The sequence below is a fragment of the Pedobacter sp. B4419 genome (genome assembly GCF_059693725.1).
Genome location: NZ_JCASSL010000002.1, coordinates 1943322 through 1960329, shown reverse-complemented (window position 1 = coordinate 1960329; position 17008 = coordinate 1943322). Strand labels below are relative to the sequence as shown.

Sequence of the window (17008 nt, the reverse complement as noted above, 5' to 3'; positions counted from 1 at the left end):
TAAACAACAGAGATTTGAAAAAACCTATCATAGTATTAAGATTGTTTTATTTACTAGACCAAAGTACAGACTTTTGATCCCAATTATCCATGTTTGTAGTTATTTCACTAAAAAGATCAATGCTTTTTACAACATTGTAAACTCGATTCTTTACAAAATACTTATCTATTTTATCTCTATTAAGAGGCTGTGCTAACTGTATATCATATAAGTATTGAATATTAATAGAACTCGTGGAGTACAATGGAAAAATTTTTGTCTTCAGCAAGATTTTTTTCCAAAGTTCAATAGGATACAAACCAAGCATTTTGTCATCTATAATTTTTGTCTGATAAGTACTTTTCAATTTTTGATAAAGTGCCTCTACAATTTCCTGTGAACCTCTGGGGTGGTTTTTAATAATAATTGTTGTACCCTCTTTCGCCGTTTCCCGTATGATATGCTCATACAAAGCAATTTCATTGCCTATTGTAGTTAAGCCTGAATTTGCCAAGTTGCTTAAAAGATAAAGACTTGGCTCCTTTTCATCTTTAACCATTCTCTCACAATACATAGTCAGATCGGGAAGTAGCTCAACCAGTTGGAGCACATGATCTTTTACAAATGTCCTTGAAGGTATAATCAATCGATCTCGAGTTAAATATTTCCCTTGAAAATCTATAGGAAGAATCAAAATAGCGAGATCAAAAAAATGTCTTCTAGGAAACTGTCTAAAGTATAATTTCTTCAATAAAACTTTAAGAAGGCTGATAGGATGATGTATAAAAAAAGACCAATTCAATTCATTTACAATGCCATTGCCTACTACTCCAAATGCGTCCCCAAATTCTATGCTTTTAGCGGAGTTATATGTTTCTGGAATAAGTTGCGCCCCAAAACTTGCATAGTTATTGGCCATGAAAACGGCATCAAAAGTTTCAGCCTTAAGTTTTTCTTTTAACTTTTTTTTTGCCCTTGAGTAATTCATCAAAGCTAATTCACGCATTTCAGATCCGTTTAGAAAAACAATATCTTTCCAACCTCGAACCTGAGCAAGTTTTTTAATTGTTCCGAAAACGGCATCTTCCATTTCGCTAGGCGATGCTGTATCATATACTAAAAGCGTTGTACTAAATTCTTTACGAACGATTTTCTGTTCATACCAAGCCATCGCAATAAATCCTGCAATAAACCCGCTAGCACCCTGAATGGCCAAAAGCACATTCTGACTTTCCTTTGATTTCATTACCTCTTTAAGATTAGTTTATGTTTTTATATCTTAAAATTCTGGCAGGTACACCACCTACAATAGCATTATCAGGTATACTTTTTGTAACTACAGTATTAGCACCTATAACAACATTTGAGCCTATTGTTATGCCAGTTGATAAATAAACGTCAGCTCCGATCCATACCGCATCTCCAATAATTACATCACCCAGCTTCATTTTTTTATCTGCTATGTTATTAAAATCAGAATCGACTTCGGCCGTTTTAGTCCAAATTTTAAAGAAAGGCCCAATACTGCAATTCTTTCCAATCACTACTTTTTGCCCAAAGGCAACTTGGATAACAGAAAAACGACCTATATAAGAATTTTCACCAATCTTTATATTTCCGTCACCATACATCAATATTCCTTCGCCATTGAACTGAAAAGAAGGATGAAGATCATATTTATTCTTATAGCTATCATAAATATTCTTTTGGTACGAATTTTTTAGGATAGAAAATACTTTGGCTAATACTTTGGTCATTAACTTCATATAACTTCTTCTTTAATTTTGAAAAAGGGAGCCAACCATGGCAATGGAAATACCCGGTGGCAGTAAATTGCAACCATAACAAAAAATATAAAAAAGCTTAAGCATGTTGCGTATGCTCCTCCAATAGGCCCAAAATATTGAATCAAGAAATAGTTTAATCCAAGATTTAACGTGATATTAATGAATGATGCATAAAATAATACTTTGGTTTTTTTCAAATAGAAAATAACATTAGCAAATAATAAATACATACCTTGAAAAAAATAACCTATTGCAATCCAAGCTACATATTTGCTACCTGCTGCAAATTTATAGTCAATAAACCACTTAAAGATAAAAGGCGCAAGTAGCCACATACAAAAAACAATAACAACCAATAACCCAATAAAAAGCCAATAGACCTTAATAACCTTGGTTTTGGATTTGAGGGTATTTTCAGCAAACAGCTCATAGCTGAATGGCACAATAACCTGAGCAAAGCCATTACATAAGATTGAAATGGCAGATCCTAGAACGTATCCAATATTGTATATCCCCAATGCATCCTTACCAAAAAAATGGTCAATGAAAAGTCTATCAGACATATTCATTATCATCATACCTACTGCATGGGGTATTAAGGGAAACCCAAACAAAAAGGCATCTTTCACATTAACCATTTTTATTTTATTACCTATAAGTCTCCTTTTCTTGTAGAGAATATAGGCTGCAATTACCGAAAACAACAAAATAGAAAAATATTGACCCAATACTCTTCCTTGATAGCCCAGATGAAATAAAATAACCAATGCGAGTGACCCTATTACGTTCGTAGTAGAGTTGCTCAAGCTAAACAATACATATTTGACGGGCTCTTTTTTAATCTGGTAATCAATCAAAAGTAGCTGATTGAAAAAGGTAAGGAAACAGAAAAAAGGAATAAACACAATCCAATAAATAGGTATTTTAAGATAATCCACGATAAAGCCATGAAGCACAATTATCAATGATGACAACAATAGCATTGATAAAAAAGGAGCCACTATAGCTGATGAAAAATAACTTGGGTAATCATCTTTATTTTCTCTAAAGTAAGCTACAGATACAGCGCCCTGCGATCCCAAAGCAATTAAAGGTGTTGTAAAACTAAAAATGGAAGTTAACAAGGCGAGAGTGCCAAAGTCTGTTGTTGTCAGGTAATGAGTAAAGATGGGTAACAGAAAAAAGGCTATTCCTGCTTCTGTAAAAGAAGCAATTGTATAAAGAGAGAATGATTTAAACAGCTTCATTGGATTTTGTTAAATGCAGCTAAATAGTATTCTGTCAAGATCCAATCCGCCATAATATCTATATCTACACTGCGTTCCTCCGGCATTATTACTTTTTTCACTTTGGTAAAACCACCTATATTCCCATTTTTTAAAGAATTTATATTAATCAGGTACATCGATCCATTGAAGGTATAAACTGGCGGAGCGTCTTGTCTCCTTTCAAATTTGCCATCTTTGCTTTTATTTAGATACCCGTGTTCATTTTCTTCAAAAATATTAAAGTATGGGCTTTCTTTTGCTTGCTTGACACTCACCACCATATCAAGATCTTTGTGATAAGCTCGGATTATATTTTCAAAATCGGAAGAAGTCCTAAATGGCGATGTTGGCTGCAATAACAAAACAACATCAAAAAATCTGTTTTGTCGTTCATAAAAATTAACAGCGTGCATGATCACATCATAAGAGCTTGCCAGATCTGAAGCTAATTCTGCAGGCCTTACAAAAGGCGCTTTGACACCTTTGCCTAAAGCAATAGCTAATACCTGTTCATCATCCGTAGAAATACAAATCTCATCTCCGGTTTTGGCTTTATGCAAGGCAAAATCTATAGAATATGAAACTAATGGTTTGCCACCAAGCTCTTTCACATTCTTGCCAGGCAGGCCTTTACTGCCAGCACGAGCGGGAATTAGAAATAATATATTCATTAAAATTTAATCTGCTTGATATCTTCTTGTGCCTTTTCAAAATCTTCATGCTTTCCGACATCAAGCCAATAGCCCGATAGGGGGAAAGAAATCACTTTTAGCTTTTCGGCGATAATGGCATCCATTAAGTGGGTAGCATCAAATGGGCTGTTTTCTGGAATATACTTTAGAATAGATTTCTTCATGAGATAAATTCCGCCATTTGAATAAAAAGTATAAGTCGGTTTTTCCTTAAAGCTTTTCACCTCATTATGAATGGTTTCTAAAACGGCATAGGGTACGTTAACTTGATAAGGGATTGTTACAACCGCAAGATCTGCATCATGGTTGATGAAGTCTAAGAAAAACATCTCATAATCTAGGTTAGTCAATAAATCGGAGTTAGATACCAGAATATAATCGTGCGAAAAATTGTTAATCTTTGAAATTGCACCAATTGTGCCTAAAGGTATTTCTTCTCGCACATACTGGATTTTTATATTCTTTTCTTCTCCTGTTCCAAAATAGGATTCGATTTGATCACCCAAATAATTTATTGAAAACCAAAAATCATCAATGCCATAAAGAACCAATCTATCTAAATTATGCTCCATTATTGGCTTGTCTCCCACCTTAAGCAAGGGCTTGGGGGTAGTTATTGTCAAAGGCTTCAATCTTTCTCCCCTTCCTCCTGCCATGAGCACCGCATCAATGGGGAGATACGACTTTTTTTCTCTGAAGTTGATGATATTTACAATTTTATGCTGATCATTTACTACGGGTAGTATCCTAAAATTGCCTTCCCTATAGTTGATGATTTTATTTAGGTCTATTTCTTTTTTTGTAATAAATTTCGGATTAGCCTGAATAATCTCATTAACCTTACTATCTATTGATATATCGTTTAGTAAGCCTCTTCTTACATCGCCATCTGTTAAAGAACCAATTAATATGTCATTTTCATCAACAACAAATAAAATGGCATCTTGAGCTAAAACATTTAGCTTAGCCAATGCCGATTTAATACTACTTCCCGACAGTATCAAATGTTCTCTATAACTTCTAACAGCCCTTTTCATTCTCATTGATTAATATTTAATTCAGGTACTTTGAAAAGCAATTTCCTGTAACTTACTAAAAATTCTCTGACTTGCCTTTCCATCACCATAAATATTATCAACGGAAATTAATGGAGGAAGGGATTCCAAGTTTTTGATCGCATCAAGTATCTCATCTTTATTGATCTCGCAATGAATTACATTTTTACCGTGTTCCCTGCCTAGCTGTCTGTTGCCTAAATTAATAACATATTTAGCAAAAGACGCGGCCTCTATAATTCCACTTGAGGAATTTCCAAGTACAAACATGCAATTTTCAAGTGCACTGTAATACCCATTAGATCCTAGAGATTCGACGAGACAAACTCGTTTATTTTTTTCGGCAATGCAATAAAGCTCTCTACGAATTACTCCACCCATAGTATCAGCATTAGGCATTGTTACCAACACCTTAGTTTCCAACTCCATCAATACCTCACCAAGAATCTTGGCATAGGCTTCGTTCATCTTATGACCAATAGTTTCGGGGTGAAAAGTGAATAAGATAAAAGGCTCAGAAATATCAAAATCAAAAATTGCCTTGAATTCTTCAACTTGATAACGTTTAGTTTCATTAATGTTATCTATTGCTAATGAGCCAGTATGATATACATTAATAGAGGAACCTATTATTTCATTGACTCTTTCAGCATTTTTCTTAGTATTTGTAAAATGATATTTCGACATTAAAGACATCGAATGTCGATAAACATTATCAATTGCACCTAATGTTTCCTCGCCACCACTTATATGAGCAACTGGAATATTAAACGGCAAAGTGGCCGAAACGGCAGCAAACATTTCATACCTATCTCCAATACAAATCACCAGCCCAAAAGTGTTGCTATCCCAAAAATCAGCAAACTTATTATGGGTATCTCCGATTGATTTCGCGATATCAATCGCTCTATCTCCCTCTGGAATTGCCTTTACTTCAAGAACTCGTTCATATCCTGATTTTTTGATATCATTCAGAGTATACCCATGTGTTGGAGAAAGGTGTGTTCCAAACACAACTAAGTTATAAGTGATTTCGTTTTGAGTTTCTAGTAGATTTAGCAATGGCCTATAAAAACCAAAATCTGCTCGTGAACTTGTCAAAATAGCTATTTCCATTCTATGTCTTTAAAGCCCAACATATGATCTTCGAACAAATCTTCCTTTGCTTTACAACCTACAATTTCATTAATAAATAATGGGCTAACACCATTTCCTGGACGTTTTATCGTAAGATCATTTAATGTGATAAGCCCACCTTTTCTAACATCTCTTGCCAAATGGATACTTTTTCGAGCAATTATTATGTTCTTACTTTCTGAAGGAGATGGTATTTTTATACCTGACCCCAATGCTTTTTCTATATTTCGTATTCCTTTTACCATAGCAATCAACTCATCGGGTTCTAAAGAAGCCAAATGATCTGGTCCAGGCAATGATTTGTCAAGTGTAAAATGTTTTTCTATTACTGTTGCTCCCAATGCAACTGCAGCAAAAGAAACTTCATTCCCCAAAGTATGATCAGAATAACCAATTTTTACACCAAACGCCTTTCCAATAGTCAGCATTGCTTTTAAATTAACATCGCCCATTGGCGTTGGGTATTCTGTATTACAATGCAATATCGTAATATTATCTTTCGAAGTTCCAGCACTAGTTAAAATTGTTAAAGCAGTCTCTATATCTCCCAAAGTTGCCATACCGGTTGAAAAAATCACCTCTTCATTAAACGAGCCAATTCTAGTCAAGTAAGGCAAGTTTGTAATCTCACCTGAAGGTACTTTCCATAAACCCATTTCTAAGCCTTTAAGAAACTCAATGCTTTCCATATCAAAAGGAGTCGACAGAAACATGATTTTTTTAGATTGACAATAGTTTTTGAGTTCAACAAAGTCTGCAAAAGCTAGTTCTAATTTTTTTACCATGTCAAGTTGACTCTCTTGAACACCAGTTGTATTTTTTTGATAATCAGCTTTTTCCGCAAACTTTGAGATTACATTTTCCGAAATGAAGGTTTGAAACTTAACGGCATCAACCTTTGCCAATACTGCGGCATCAATCAATTTTTTTGCTAGATCAATACTTCCATTATGATTGACACCAGCTTCGGCGATAATAAATACTTTTCCTTTTTCTAAAATCATTGCTTTATTTAACGAATTGTTTTAGGGTGCAACTATTTGTTTTAGTAAACTAAAGAGATTCAAATTTTGAGGAATCGATAATAACTTTGGATTTTACCCCACTATCTTCTAGTTTAATTACAGACGATTCGTTCCCAAACTCTTTAATAATTAGTTCGGCTAAATTATAATAACTCAAATTTCTCTCTCCAAGATTAAAAGTACCTGAAATGTGAGCATTTTGTATAACTTGATCAATTCTAGAAATGAGATAATCAATCGTTACAAAATTACTAACCCGTTCTCCATTTCCAAAAACAGTTATTTGGTTCGTAAGTTGGAGCTCGTCTTTCATAATTCTAAAAATCCTATCTTCGCGCATGCCTGTGCCATATACTTGGCCCAGCCTAAGGTTAACTACAGATGTTATATTTCTTAAATAAAATTTGAATAATTCTTCACTACAAACTTTTGAAAGCGCATACAAACATTCATGATTAGCAGATGGCTCTATTGCTGATTTTTCATTATATTTTCCACTAACATTGGGATAAACGCCTATAGTAGATAGATTAATAAGTTTCGATGCCTCAGTTATCTTCGCGATATGGATGATACTTTCGGTTATCGCATTATTTTTATGAAATATATCGATGTCTTTATGATCGGCTCCAGAAAGTACAGCTGCACAATGAACTACAACATCTATTTTTTGCTTAAAAACATTCCATGCGAAATTAGCCTTAACATATTCAACAGCTGATAGGTCTGCTAAATATTCATTTGCAATAGGAAAAATCCCATCACTAGTTCTTGCAATGACATAAACTTCATGCCTGCCCCGAAAATAATTTTTCAGATGACTACCGATGAAACCATTTGCTCCGGTAATTAAGATTTTCATTTTATTTTCTCTCTGAAAAGAACTCATCAAAATATCTCACTACGGTTCCTTCTTGCAATTCAAAATCTATTTCTTTATCAAATAAAACCAGGTTAATGATATATTCTATTTCCTTATATCCAAATAAAGAGCGAATGTAAGTGGTTCCAGAATGACGAGAGTTAATTTCAAATATCTTAGGGATACCATCTGAATCTAATCTCAACTGGAAGTTGCAAGCGCCATATGGTTTTAAAGCATTACATACCTGAGTTAAATAAGTAGTAATAATTTCCGGAAAATCTTTTTTATATCTTGAAATAAACGTATTCCCTTCTTTTAAACTTCTATTGAGCACAATTATTTTCTTTAATTCACCATCTAAAAAAATGGTGCCACAAGTATATTCATCAGCATCGTTACCTACACATTCTTGAATAATTGGCTCTTTAATAGTTCCGATTACATTATCGAGTTGCGATTTAGTATTAATTTTATATACACCAACGCTCCTTGCCCCTTTTCTAGGCTTGATAATTACTGGATAATTTAGTGCCACAAAGTCAATCTCAGCTGGAAGATATGACTCTGGGCAATTAAGGTTATTGTCTTTTAAAAATCTGTAAGTCAAATATTTATCATCAGCTATTTCTATTACATTCAACGAGCTTACCATAACTTTAGCAGTTGTTTGCATTTCGATCAGCTCTTTATGCTTTGAAAAAAGAGGAAGTTCAAAATCGACACCAACGAAAAGCAATTTAATATTGTTTTCGTTCAATTTTTCGATAATAACCTTTAGCCAGTGCTCTTCAGTGACTTCTTTTTTTAAGATATCTGGAAGCAAATAGTTTTTTTCGGCCCAAAAAGCACCAACTGTTTCTTCGAAATAATCGAATCCGATAATCCCCAACTGATCTTTTAAATTTGATCGCTGAATAGATTTTATAATCGCTTGACCTATCAAACTCCCAGTTCCCGTAACCGCTATGTTAGTTTTATTTACCACCGTTGTTTCTTTTTGAAAAAATATAATCAATACATATTTTAGGATATTTCCTTGCTTTCATCTCGTTCATCAATAAATCCGCAGAGAAATAGTCGCGAATAAGCTCTATTTCATTTATATCTGAATTCCATAATACATAATTCACTTCATCGATATTTAGACGATTTTGTCCAACACTACCAACATTTACCAATCTAAAATCATTTATGTTTTTGCAAAAGAGTCGGTGAGAATGGCCAATAAAAGTATCTTTATTTATTTCAACTATAGTATCTGGAAAAACATATTGTTCATTTAGTGTATGTATAAAATCGCAACCATTTTGTTTATACTCCAAAGTATATTGTGCAATTTCGGCTTTTCTTAGGAAAGATGGATAGCAAAACTTAAAAAACTCTTGAGCAACCGGATGGCTTCCATGATATTCGCCAGCCAAAAAGACTTCTTCATGATTTCCTTTTAGGGTTACTTTTTTAGGCAAATTCTGCAGTAAATCTACACATTCATTGCTCCATGGCCCATAGTTCACGACATCCCCCAATGAAATAACCAGATCAACATCTTTATTCTTGTTTATCACATACTCTAACGCTGGTAAGTTTCCATGAACATCACTAATAATGAGTACTTTCATGCTTCTATTTAGCTTTTTGAAACCAATTTTCCGTCGAACTATCCTGTTTCTTAGGCAAATCGTTTGTATCTAGTCTAGGTATTTTAAACCGTGAATCTCCTTTGGGGTTGATAGTTGCCAAATCTACAGATGTTGTAAATCCTAGGCTACATTTATACTCCTGCAACAGCGATAGCGTATCATCATTAAAATTTCCATATGGATAACAGATTGTCCACCTAGAAAGGTCTCCTCCTATTTCTTGTATAAAGTCCATTGACTTTACAATTTCCCTGCGTTGAGCTTCCTTTGTGAGCGAGCCTAACCAATAATGGTCATAACCATGGCTCCCTACATGCATTCCATTATTTACCATACATGAAAACTGCTCTTTATTCATGTAGAGTTCCCTACTAAAAAGTTCTTGATCTATGCCTACAGTTTTTGCAAAAATCGCGTCGGTAATCTTAGCTCTCAAGTCTTCTTTGAGCTCTACCTGAAGGAGTCTTTTGAAAAAAATAACTTCTTTAGTATCAAAACGGTTCTCAAACGCCAGTTTATTAACGTAGAAGTCAAATGATTCCAACTCGTATTCTTCACGATAATATGCCAGCTGTGCTTTTACTTCTTTAATGAGAAACGCCATATCATTAGTTGAAGCTAGAATAAAATGGATCTTATTTACATCCAACATACGATGTTCAAGAATTGCCCTTACTGGTGCATAGAAAGCTCCCTGTATTTTTTGATTGTGTAAAAAGGGGAAAACCATTTCGAAGTGGTCTATATAGCCATCGTCAAAAGTTAATAAAACTGCTTTGTTTGGCAACTTTTCTTCTTCTTTGTAGGCGGCTATAATTTGATCTATGGTTACGAAATTATAGTGTTTTTTTAAGTATAGAACCTGCTCTTTAAAAAGTTCATAATCCAGTCCTTTGATTTGAGGATAGCGTGAAAACTTCAATTGCCTCACGTAATGGTACATTACAATAGTTAAGTCAGATTTCATACTTTAATTAGGCCTGTCTTGATCTCCATCCGCTTTAAATAACTTAAGATTATGAAGATCTTTGGTATTGGTAAAAAAACTAATTTTTATATTTTCTCTAACAAAAGGCTGAAAATAATTAGGAACAATAAGTTCTTCTTTTCCTGGATCAACCATCTGAAAGCCTGCTTCCGTAAGTACATTGTGATTTAATCCAAAACAATAAAAGTCAACGTATTCAAATTTTTCTTTTACTAATAACTTATAAAAAAACTCAGAGATGTATTTAATTTCATTTTCGTTCCCTATGAAATCCACTATCCTTAAAACCCGAGCGTTTTTCACTTCTTGTATTCGTGTAACTAGTACCGATGTGATGGTTTTGTCTTTTTCTATTCCGTATACTTCATACTTATATATAGGATGATCGAAGTATCTTTTTTGGAAATAGGCTTTATCTTTATACATAATATTTGAGCTAAATGCATCAAAGTCAAATACAAAATCTCTATTTAGAGGCAACAAATTATATCCTTGATTTTTTACAAAAATCGGCTTAGTTATCTTAAGATTAACTACTGCAATTTGAAATGACGACAATTGATCGTTAATCAAAACATAGTGCTCTAATCTATCCGTATAAAAGCCTAGAAATTTATATATGCCAATTGTTTTTTCATTAATTCCTACACTCATTACCGTCCTATAACTGTTGAGACCTATTAAAAAGTTTAATAGTTCCACGCCTAACATTGGGTTACCTGCTCGTTTGGCAACCTTCCATATAACGGTGCAAATATCGAAAGGGGGTATTGTAGAAGAAGGAAGAAAGCCAATGAGGCCGTTTAAATTTCCTTGCTCATCTTCTGAAATCGCAAAATTTATTTGTTCTGCATTTTGATGTTCATATAAAAAAAAAGATTTATCTCTACCCAGAATATGATCAGCTTTCCATTCATTATTGATAAAGTCCATAATGATGTCTACATCATTTGAATTGGCCAATCTTATCATTAAAAAATACTCCCCCCAGTAACTGGTATATTTATACCGTTTATATAGTTTGATTGATCTGAAAGTAACAATAACAGTGCAGGTATTACATCATCTACGGATGCGTTTCTTTTCAAGGGGTGCGATTTAGCAGCAATTTCGACAAATTTTTCATTGATTTCAGAAAGAAACCTAGTTTCGATCATTGATGGCGAAATCGCATTGATTGTAATTCCTTTTTCCGCATATTCACTCGCTAAGCTTTTCATTAATCCTAGCAAAGCATACTTAACTGTAGTATATTGAACCAGCGCTTTAGGTGGAACATTAAGTGTTACACTAGATAGCATAATAACAACTTTGCCATGTTTTTTACTAGCTAAGCTTGGCAGAAACCTATTCAAAATAAGGATAATTGATTTAAGGCTGATTTCTAACTCCGATTGAAAGCTATCCCATTCAATACTTTTAAATCTTATATTCTGAAACTTAGGGGCTGCCAAATGAATAATTTTATTAGGGATGCCATAATTTTCTTCAATAAAATTCAATAGATCCACAAGGGCTTTTTCATTACCTAAATCTGCTTGAACACAAATCAGTTCATTTTTGATTTCTGATGACAGCTCGATTAATGCTTTATTGGAAGTATTATAATGCGCAATTATCAGGCAATTCTCAGAAATACTCTTTATTAGTTCTAATCCAATATCGGACGAAGCCCCAGTTATAAATATAATATTATCCATCAATCAAACCAATTTTAATAAGCGCCTTAGATACCTTCTTTCTATCTTGATTTTCAATGAAGGCCTTTACTTCTATTTGTTTGTATGCCTGATTTATATAAAACACAGTACCAGTCACTTTTAGATAATCATCAACAAATACAGGCTTAATAAACTGAATATCAATACTATGAAGAATTGAGTATTTACCTGGCAAATAAACTCCAACTAAAGTTGAGTAAAATGCCGAGCTCAACATACCGTAAACTACTCTGCCGTCAAATCCTTTTGTTTTAGCGTATAAGCTATCTGTATGAAGCGGGTTCGTATCTCCTGAAATCTCAAGAAAACTTTTTAGTTTTATTTCAGTAAGTTCTACTTCAAATGAGTGGGAAAGACCTTCTGAGATTTCAGAGAACAAATATGTGTTCATTACTTTATTTTTTCGATTATGAGATCAACCATTGCCCCTACATCCTTAAGTCCAGCAAGTTCATTAAAGTCAAACTTAATCTTAAATTCTTTTTCTATAGCTACAACTAAATTTATATGGTTCAAAGAATCCCAATCATCAATCTTATCCGAATTTGTTGAATCAACAATTATTAAATTTTGATCATCAAAAATATCTCTAAATATTTCCTGAACATTTTCAAACACCTGCGCTCTATTCATCATTTATCTTAATAATATTATTTTTATTTTGGTAATTGTCTATTTCTAATTTCCAAATTGAATTCTCTCCTTCAACTTTCAATAGCTCGAAGCCCATCGTTTGATAAAAATCGGCAACCATATTATTTTTAGGTGTCCTAAAATAATACCCTATAATCTCTGTAATGTTTCTTTCGCTACATGCATTCACCAAATAGTCTAACATAGCGAATTCCATGTTCCTTTTTAAGACTCTACAACTCATTAACCAAAGATCTAAATGGCAAATACTATCATTTACATGTCCAATGATTATTGAAATTAAGCCATTATCACCAAATCTGTCTGCTAATTTACCGTAAATTTTAATATAATTCTTATCTGCGGAAATCGCTTCAATTTCTCCAACGGTATAACGATTAGTAGTCAAATTGAATTGATTAGTTTTGTTGATAAGTTGAGTGATCCGATCTAAATAAAGTGGCGAAAAGGGTTGTATTTCAGCCGTCATCATTAATGATTGCAAAAAGTCTTCATAGCTTTCAAATAAAGACTGTTCCTGATTCCTTGCAATATTATCCTGATAAAACACATTACGTTTAATATCATCTCCAGAAAGTGTTGTGATTTCAAAATAGCCATTATTTTCAATGTGGTCTATAAAGTATAATACATCACTCCCTACTTCAGGGACACTTACCATTGATAACTGAGAAGATACTATTTCACGTTCTACAGAATTATCATCAATAAACACCAAACTATCTAAACCAATATTAATTTGTTCAGCAATTTTTTTTATATTTTCAGATTTTGGTTCCCAATTCGCCTTAAAAGAAGTGAAATCATCAAAGGCTAATACACTATCTGGATGTGAAAAACCCTCTTTTGCAAGGTTATGTTCATTTTTCGAGGAGACAGCTAAAATTACTCCACGATCTTTAAGTTCCTTTACATATTTCTGAAAATACATGAAAGACTCTCCTTGCGCAGTCTCATTTCCTAAGCTAATCCCATCCAGCCCATCATCTCCAATAATTCCACCCCAGCAAGTATTATCTAGATCAAGAACAAGGCATTTCTTAGATGCACCAAAAATTGCATTAATAAGGCTAGATACCTGCTTAGCATATAATGGAATTGCATCAAAACTAAGTGCGTATTTCGCAGAATGCCAAAGATTCCTATCAAACCATTTTTTAAGGCCAATACTAGCTGACAAATAATTTATATCATTTAAATATAAGTTATTTGTTATGGCTGCGTGCGTAGCAAATTCCATGTTTAATCTGTTAACAAAAAGTGTTTTACCGTGAGCATCGTAGCAATCCAAATTACCCAAAGGACGATTGAGTGGCAAATCAAAGTTGTTTTGGATAATAGCACAATTATACTTCTCCAAAGAAGACCATATAGTCTTGAATTTATGGAGTTCACTCTCTAACAATCCCTCTATTTCTATTTGCTGATCAGATACATGAGGAAATCGGGTAATATTTATAACAGAGGTATGAATTAATATTATATCTGGTTTAAATTCCTGCAGCGCCAAATTTTCAAATACTGCATCTTCATAAAATTTATTATACTCAGATTGATAGAAGTTTGGAAGTATTCCATCGGCCATTAAAAAAATCTCTAGAATATTTTTAACCTCATCAATGGTACTCCCGCCCAGAATAGCAATATTAATTACTTTAGAAGGGCTTGTTAATAATAGTTCTCGCTTAATTGCTTTTTTTTTGCGAAGAATAGTGTCTATATCAAAAGGATATGTTAAACTTTTAAGCATTTTAGTATGAATGATACCTATCTATAATTTATATTACTTTTCCAATATTAAGGCATTGTATTTAAAATTTCGCTGTGTTTTAGAGCTTTTAATCGAAATGCACTAAGCTCTATAACCGCTTGGTATATTAACTAATCTATCGGCAATCCAAACACTATTTTCTAAGCCATCTGTTTGTGAAGAAGTGAACATTGGCAATCGGTTCATCAATTCCCAAACAGGCCTACTCATTACACCGTTTTCATTAGTAAATTTTAAGAACACATCACGCTCTTCTCTATCTTTTAGAAGGATTGCATTAAGCCAATAATTTGATCTCGAATCTTGAGGTTCAGCTACAAAAGCTATTGACAATTTTGCAAATAAATGTTGGTAAAGCGACGCAAGCTCTCTTTTATTCTCAACAAAATGAGCCAATTGCTCAAGCTGGGCACAGGCAAGAGCAGCATTTAAATTAGGCATACGATAATTGTAGCCAATTTCATCATGTACAAAATCCCATTTATGTGGCACTTTTGCTTGAGTAGATAGATGCTTAGCCTTTTTTGCAAGTACTTCGTCATTCGTAATCAATGCCCCTCCGCCTCCACAGGTTACGGTTTTATTTCCATTGAAACTAAAGACACCCACTTTACCATAAAGACCAGTGTGCTTACCCTTATAATAACTTCCCATTGATTCGGCAGAATCTTCAACCAAACAGATATTCCATTCTTCACAAATCGTTACAATCTCATCAATCTTACAAGGAAATCCAAATGTGTGCATTGGTACTATCGCGGCGATACGCTTCCCTGTATTTTTGTTGTATGAGCCATCCTGCTTTTTCATGGCATTCTTTTCCAGAAAATTTCGAAGTGCTCCTGGTGACATACCTAACGTTTCCCTATCAACATCAACGAACACCGAGCTGGCACCAATATAACTGATTGCATTTGCTGTGGCGATGAAAGTAAGAGCCTGAGAAATTACCTCATCTCCGTATTTTACCCCGGCCAACAACAATGCCAGGTGAAGCGCATTTGTACCATTAACAATTGCAATAGCGTATTTTGCTCCAGTTATCCTAGCCATCATCTCTTCAAAAAGGTTAACGTATTGCCCCACCGACGATACAAATGTCGAATCGATTGCGTCAATTAAATATTTTCGCTCGTTTCCTTCAAATACAGGTTCATGCAAGCCAACAAAGCCCTTTCCGGGATATTGTGCCTTTACAAAATCGACCACCTCTTGAAATTTCGTTAACTGGGTCATGATTACATCTTTGCGTCTAGGTATTTGCCCGTTTCTTTGTGTCCAAAGTCTGGGATCATTTTATAGAATAGTTCAACAATATTTTCTTTTGTCCAATTTCTTTCGGATTTGTATATTGATATTGTATCTGTGAACTGCGTTAGTTTATTGCTATCGAATGAAAGCTTGTTTTTGATAATTCCCAAATTTTCAAATCTATTCATGTCTAAGATTTCGGTAGCTGTAAAAAACTCTTCAAAATCTTTTTCGCCGGTGGTATCGCTTTTGGCAAATAAACATGGCCACTCTTGCTGACTAGGCAAAGTATTCATTAACGTTCTGGCTTCATCCTCATCCTTGCACAGATAAGGTTTATAACCTAATTCATCAAGATATTTTGTGGCAATATTGGCAAAAGTTATCAGATGCAACTCTTCACTTAATTTCGGGAAAAATATATCTCTATTTTCGCCAAAAACACAAGACATCAAACATAATTCTCCAGATTCTTTAGGCGTAACAAAATATCTTTTGATATCATTTGGGGCAACGATAGGCTGTTTTTTCAGCATACGCTGATTAAAGCCATAAAGCAAAGAACCATCTGAAAAGGCTACATTTGCAAATCTAGCTGTTGAAATGGCAATTTCTTGGCTTTTACGCATAAGGAACATTTCCATGATCCGCTTTGAAGCGCCCATCATGTTTACTGGATTGGCGGCTTTGTCCGTTGAAACACAGAAATATTTCTTTACTCCTTTTGCAATTGATTGATTAATGGTTTTTTCTGTATTGAAAATATTAACATCAATCATTCGCATTAAGGTAAATGGATCTTTTTCGCTTCTCACATGTTTCAATGCGGAAAGATTGAGCACATAGTCATATTCCCCATCTGATTGAATAAAAGCATCATATTCTATAGAGCCAATATCCAAAGCAAAGGTTTGAAAATCACCATCGATATAGCCGAATGAACTCCTTATGTCGCGCACAAGTTCAACCATGTTGTTTTCACTGATGTCCACAACATGCAATTTTCTTGGATTTCTTTTAAAGATTTCCTTAGTCACAGCTTGTCCTATCGAACCAGCTCCTCCAAGCACCAAGAACTTTGACTCCTTAACTTTGGCAGTTAGTTCATTTTCATGTTTTGCAATATCATTATAAAACAGCTCTTTTTTTCGCCCTATTAATCTTAAAATATCCAT

18 protein-coding genes are annotated in these 17008 nt (G+C 33.9%); all 18 read right to left on the bottom strand.

Annotated elements, in window-relative coordinates:
- Positions 1–46: 46 nt before the first annotated feature.
- The 18 genes from AC570H_RS20020 to AC570H_RS19935 all read right to left on the bottom strand — a co-directional run bounded on the left by AC570H_RS20020 (position 47) and on the right by AC570H_RS19935 (position 17008).
- A complete protein-coding gene (locus AC570H_RS20020; protein WP_497358216.1) occupies positions 47–1225 on the bottom strand; it encodes a polysialyltransferase family glycosyltransferase in 1179 nt (392 codons plus the stop codon).
- Between the two features lie 13 nt (positions 1226–1238).
- On the bottom strand, positions 1239–1736 hold the full coding sequence (locus AC570H_RS20015) for an acyltransferase (protein WP_497358214.1): 498 nt from the start codon (positions 1734–1736) through the stop codon (positions 1239–1241).
- A gap of 5 nt (positions 1737–1741) precedes the next feature.
- Positions 1742–3013, bottom strand: a complete 1272-nt coding sequence (locus tag AC570H_RS20010) for an oligosaccharide flippase family protein (protein ID WP_497358212.1) — start codon at positions 3011–3013, stop codon at positions 1742–1744.
- The gene (locus AC570H_RS20005; protein ID WP_497358210.1) at positions 3010–3705 is read right to left on the bottom strand and encodes an acylneuraminate cytidylyltransferase family protein; all 696 of its coding nucleotides are present in this window, start codon (positions 3703–3705) and stop codon (positions 3010–3012) included. The genes AC570H_RS20010 and AC570H_RS20005 overlap by 4 nt, the downstream gene beginning before the upstream one ends.
- The gene (locus AC570H_RS20000; RefSeq protein WP_497358208.1) at positions 3705–4763 is read right to left on the bottom strand and encodes a nucleotidyltransferase family protein; all 1059 of its coding nucleotides are present in this window, start codon (positions 4761–4763) and stop codon (positions 3705–3707) included. The genes AC570H_RS20005 and AC570H_RS20000 overlap by 1 nt, the downstream gene beginning before the upstream one ends.
- Before the next feature lie 21 nt (positions 4764–4784).
- On the bottom strand, positions 4785–5897 hold the full coding sequence (gene neuC, locus AC570H_RS19995; RefSeq protein ID WP_497358207.1) for a UDP-N-acetylglucosamine 2-epimerase: 1113 nt from the start codon (positions 5895–5897) through the stop codon (positions 4785–4787).
- Complete coding sequence (neuB, locus tag AC570H_RS19990) at positions 5888–6922, bottom strand: N-acetylneuraminate synthase (RefSeq protein WP_497358205.1); 1035 nt, start codon at positions 6920–6922, stop codon at positions 5888–5890. The genes neuC and neuB overlap by 10 nt, the downstream gene beginning before the upstream one ends.
- A gap of 49 nt (positions 6923–6971) precedes the next feature.
- Positions 6972–7805 carry an NAD-dependent epimerase/dehydratase family protein gene (locus AC570H_RS19985; RefSeq protein ID WP_497358203.1) on the bottom strand — a complete coding sequence of 278 codons (834 nt, stop codon included), beginning with the start codon at positions 7803–7805 and terminating at the stop codon, positions 6972–6974.
- 1 nt (position 7806) lies between these two features.
- Positions 7807–8793 carry an ATP-grasp domain-containing protein gene (locus AC570H_RS19980; protein ID WP_497358201.1) on the bottom strand — a complete coding sequence of 329 codons (987 nt, stop codon included), beginning with the start codon at positions 8791–8793 and terminating at the stop codon, positions 7807–7809.
- Positions 8783–9427, bottom strand: a complete 645-nt coding sequence (locus AC570H_RS19975; protein WP_497358199.1) for a metallophosphoesterase family protein — start codon at positions 9425–9427, stop codon at positions 8783–8785. The genes AC570H_RS19980 and AC570H_RS19975 overlap by 11 nt, the downstream gene beginning before the upstream one ends.
- A 4-nt stretch (positions 9428–9431) precedes the next feature.
- Positions 9432–10415, bottom strand: coding sequence for a polysaccharide deacetylase family protein (locus tag AC570H_RS19970; RefSeq protein WP_497358197.1), 984 nt, complete (start codon positions 10413–10415; stop codon positions 9432–9434).
- A gap of 3 nt (positions 10416–10418) precedes the next feature.
- On the bottom strand, positions 10419–11399 hold the full coding sequence (locus AC570H_RS19965) for a hypothetical protein (RefSeq protein WP_497358195.1): 981 nt from the start codon (positions 11397–11399) through the stop codon (positions 10419–10421).
- Positions 11400–11407: 8 nt separating this feature from the next.
- A complete protein-coding gene (locus tag AC570H_RS19960; protein WP_497358193.1) occupies positions 11408–12136 on the bottom strand; it encodes an SDR family NAD(P)-dependent oxidoreductase in 729 nt (242 codons plus the stop codon).
- Positions 12129–12548 carry a MaoC/PaaZ C-terminal domain-containing protein gene (locus AC570H_RS19955; protein WP_497358191.1) on the bottom strand — a complete coding sequence of 140 codons (420 nt, stop codon included), beginning with the start codon at positions 12546–12548 and terminating at the stop codon, positions 12129–12131. Before AC570H_RS19955 ends, AC570H_RS19960 begins: the two co-directional genes overlap by 8 nt.
- Positions 12548–12793, bottom strand: coding sequence for an acyl carrier protein (locus AC570H_RS19950; RefSeq protein ID WP_497358189.1), 246 nt, complete (start codon positions 12791–12793; stop codon positions 12548–12550). The genes AC570H_RS19955 and AC570H_RS19950 overlap by 1 nt, the downstream gene beginning before the upstream one ends.
- Complete coding sequence (locus AC570H_RS19945; RefSeq protein WP_497358187.1) at positions 12783–14561, bottom strand: HAD-IIIC family phosphatase; 1779 nt, start codon at positions 14559–14561, stop codon at positions 12783–12785. Before AC570H_RS19945 ends, AC570H_RS19950 begins: the two co-directional genes overlap by 11 nt.
- Positions 14562–14663: 102 nt before the next feature.
- Positions 14664–15818, bottom strand: coding sequence for a LegC family aminotransferase (locus AC570H_RS19940; RefSeq protein WP_497358185.1), 1155 nt, complete (start codon positions 15816–15818; stop codon positions 14664–14666).
- Positions 15819–15820: 2 nt separating this feature from the next.
- Positions 15821–17008, bottom strand: a complete 1188-nt coding sequence (locus AC570H_RS19935) for a UDP-N-acetylglucosamine 4,6-dehydratase (RefSeq protein WP_497358183.1) — start codon at positions 17006–17008, stop codon at positions 15821–15823.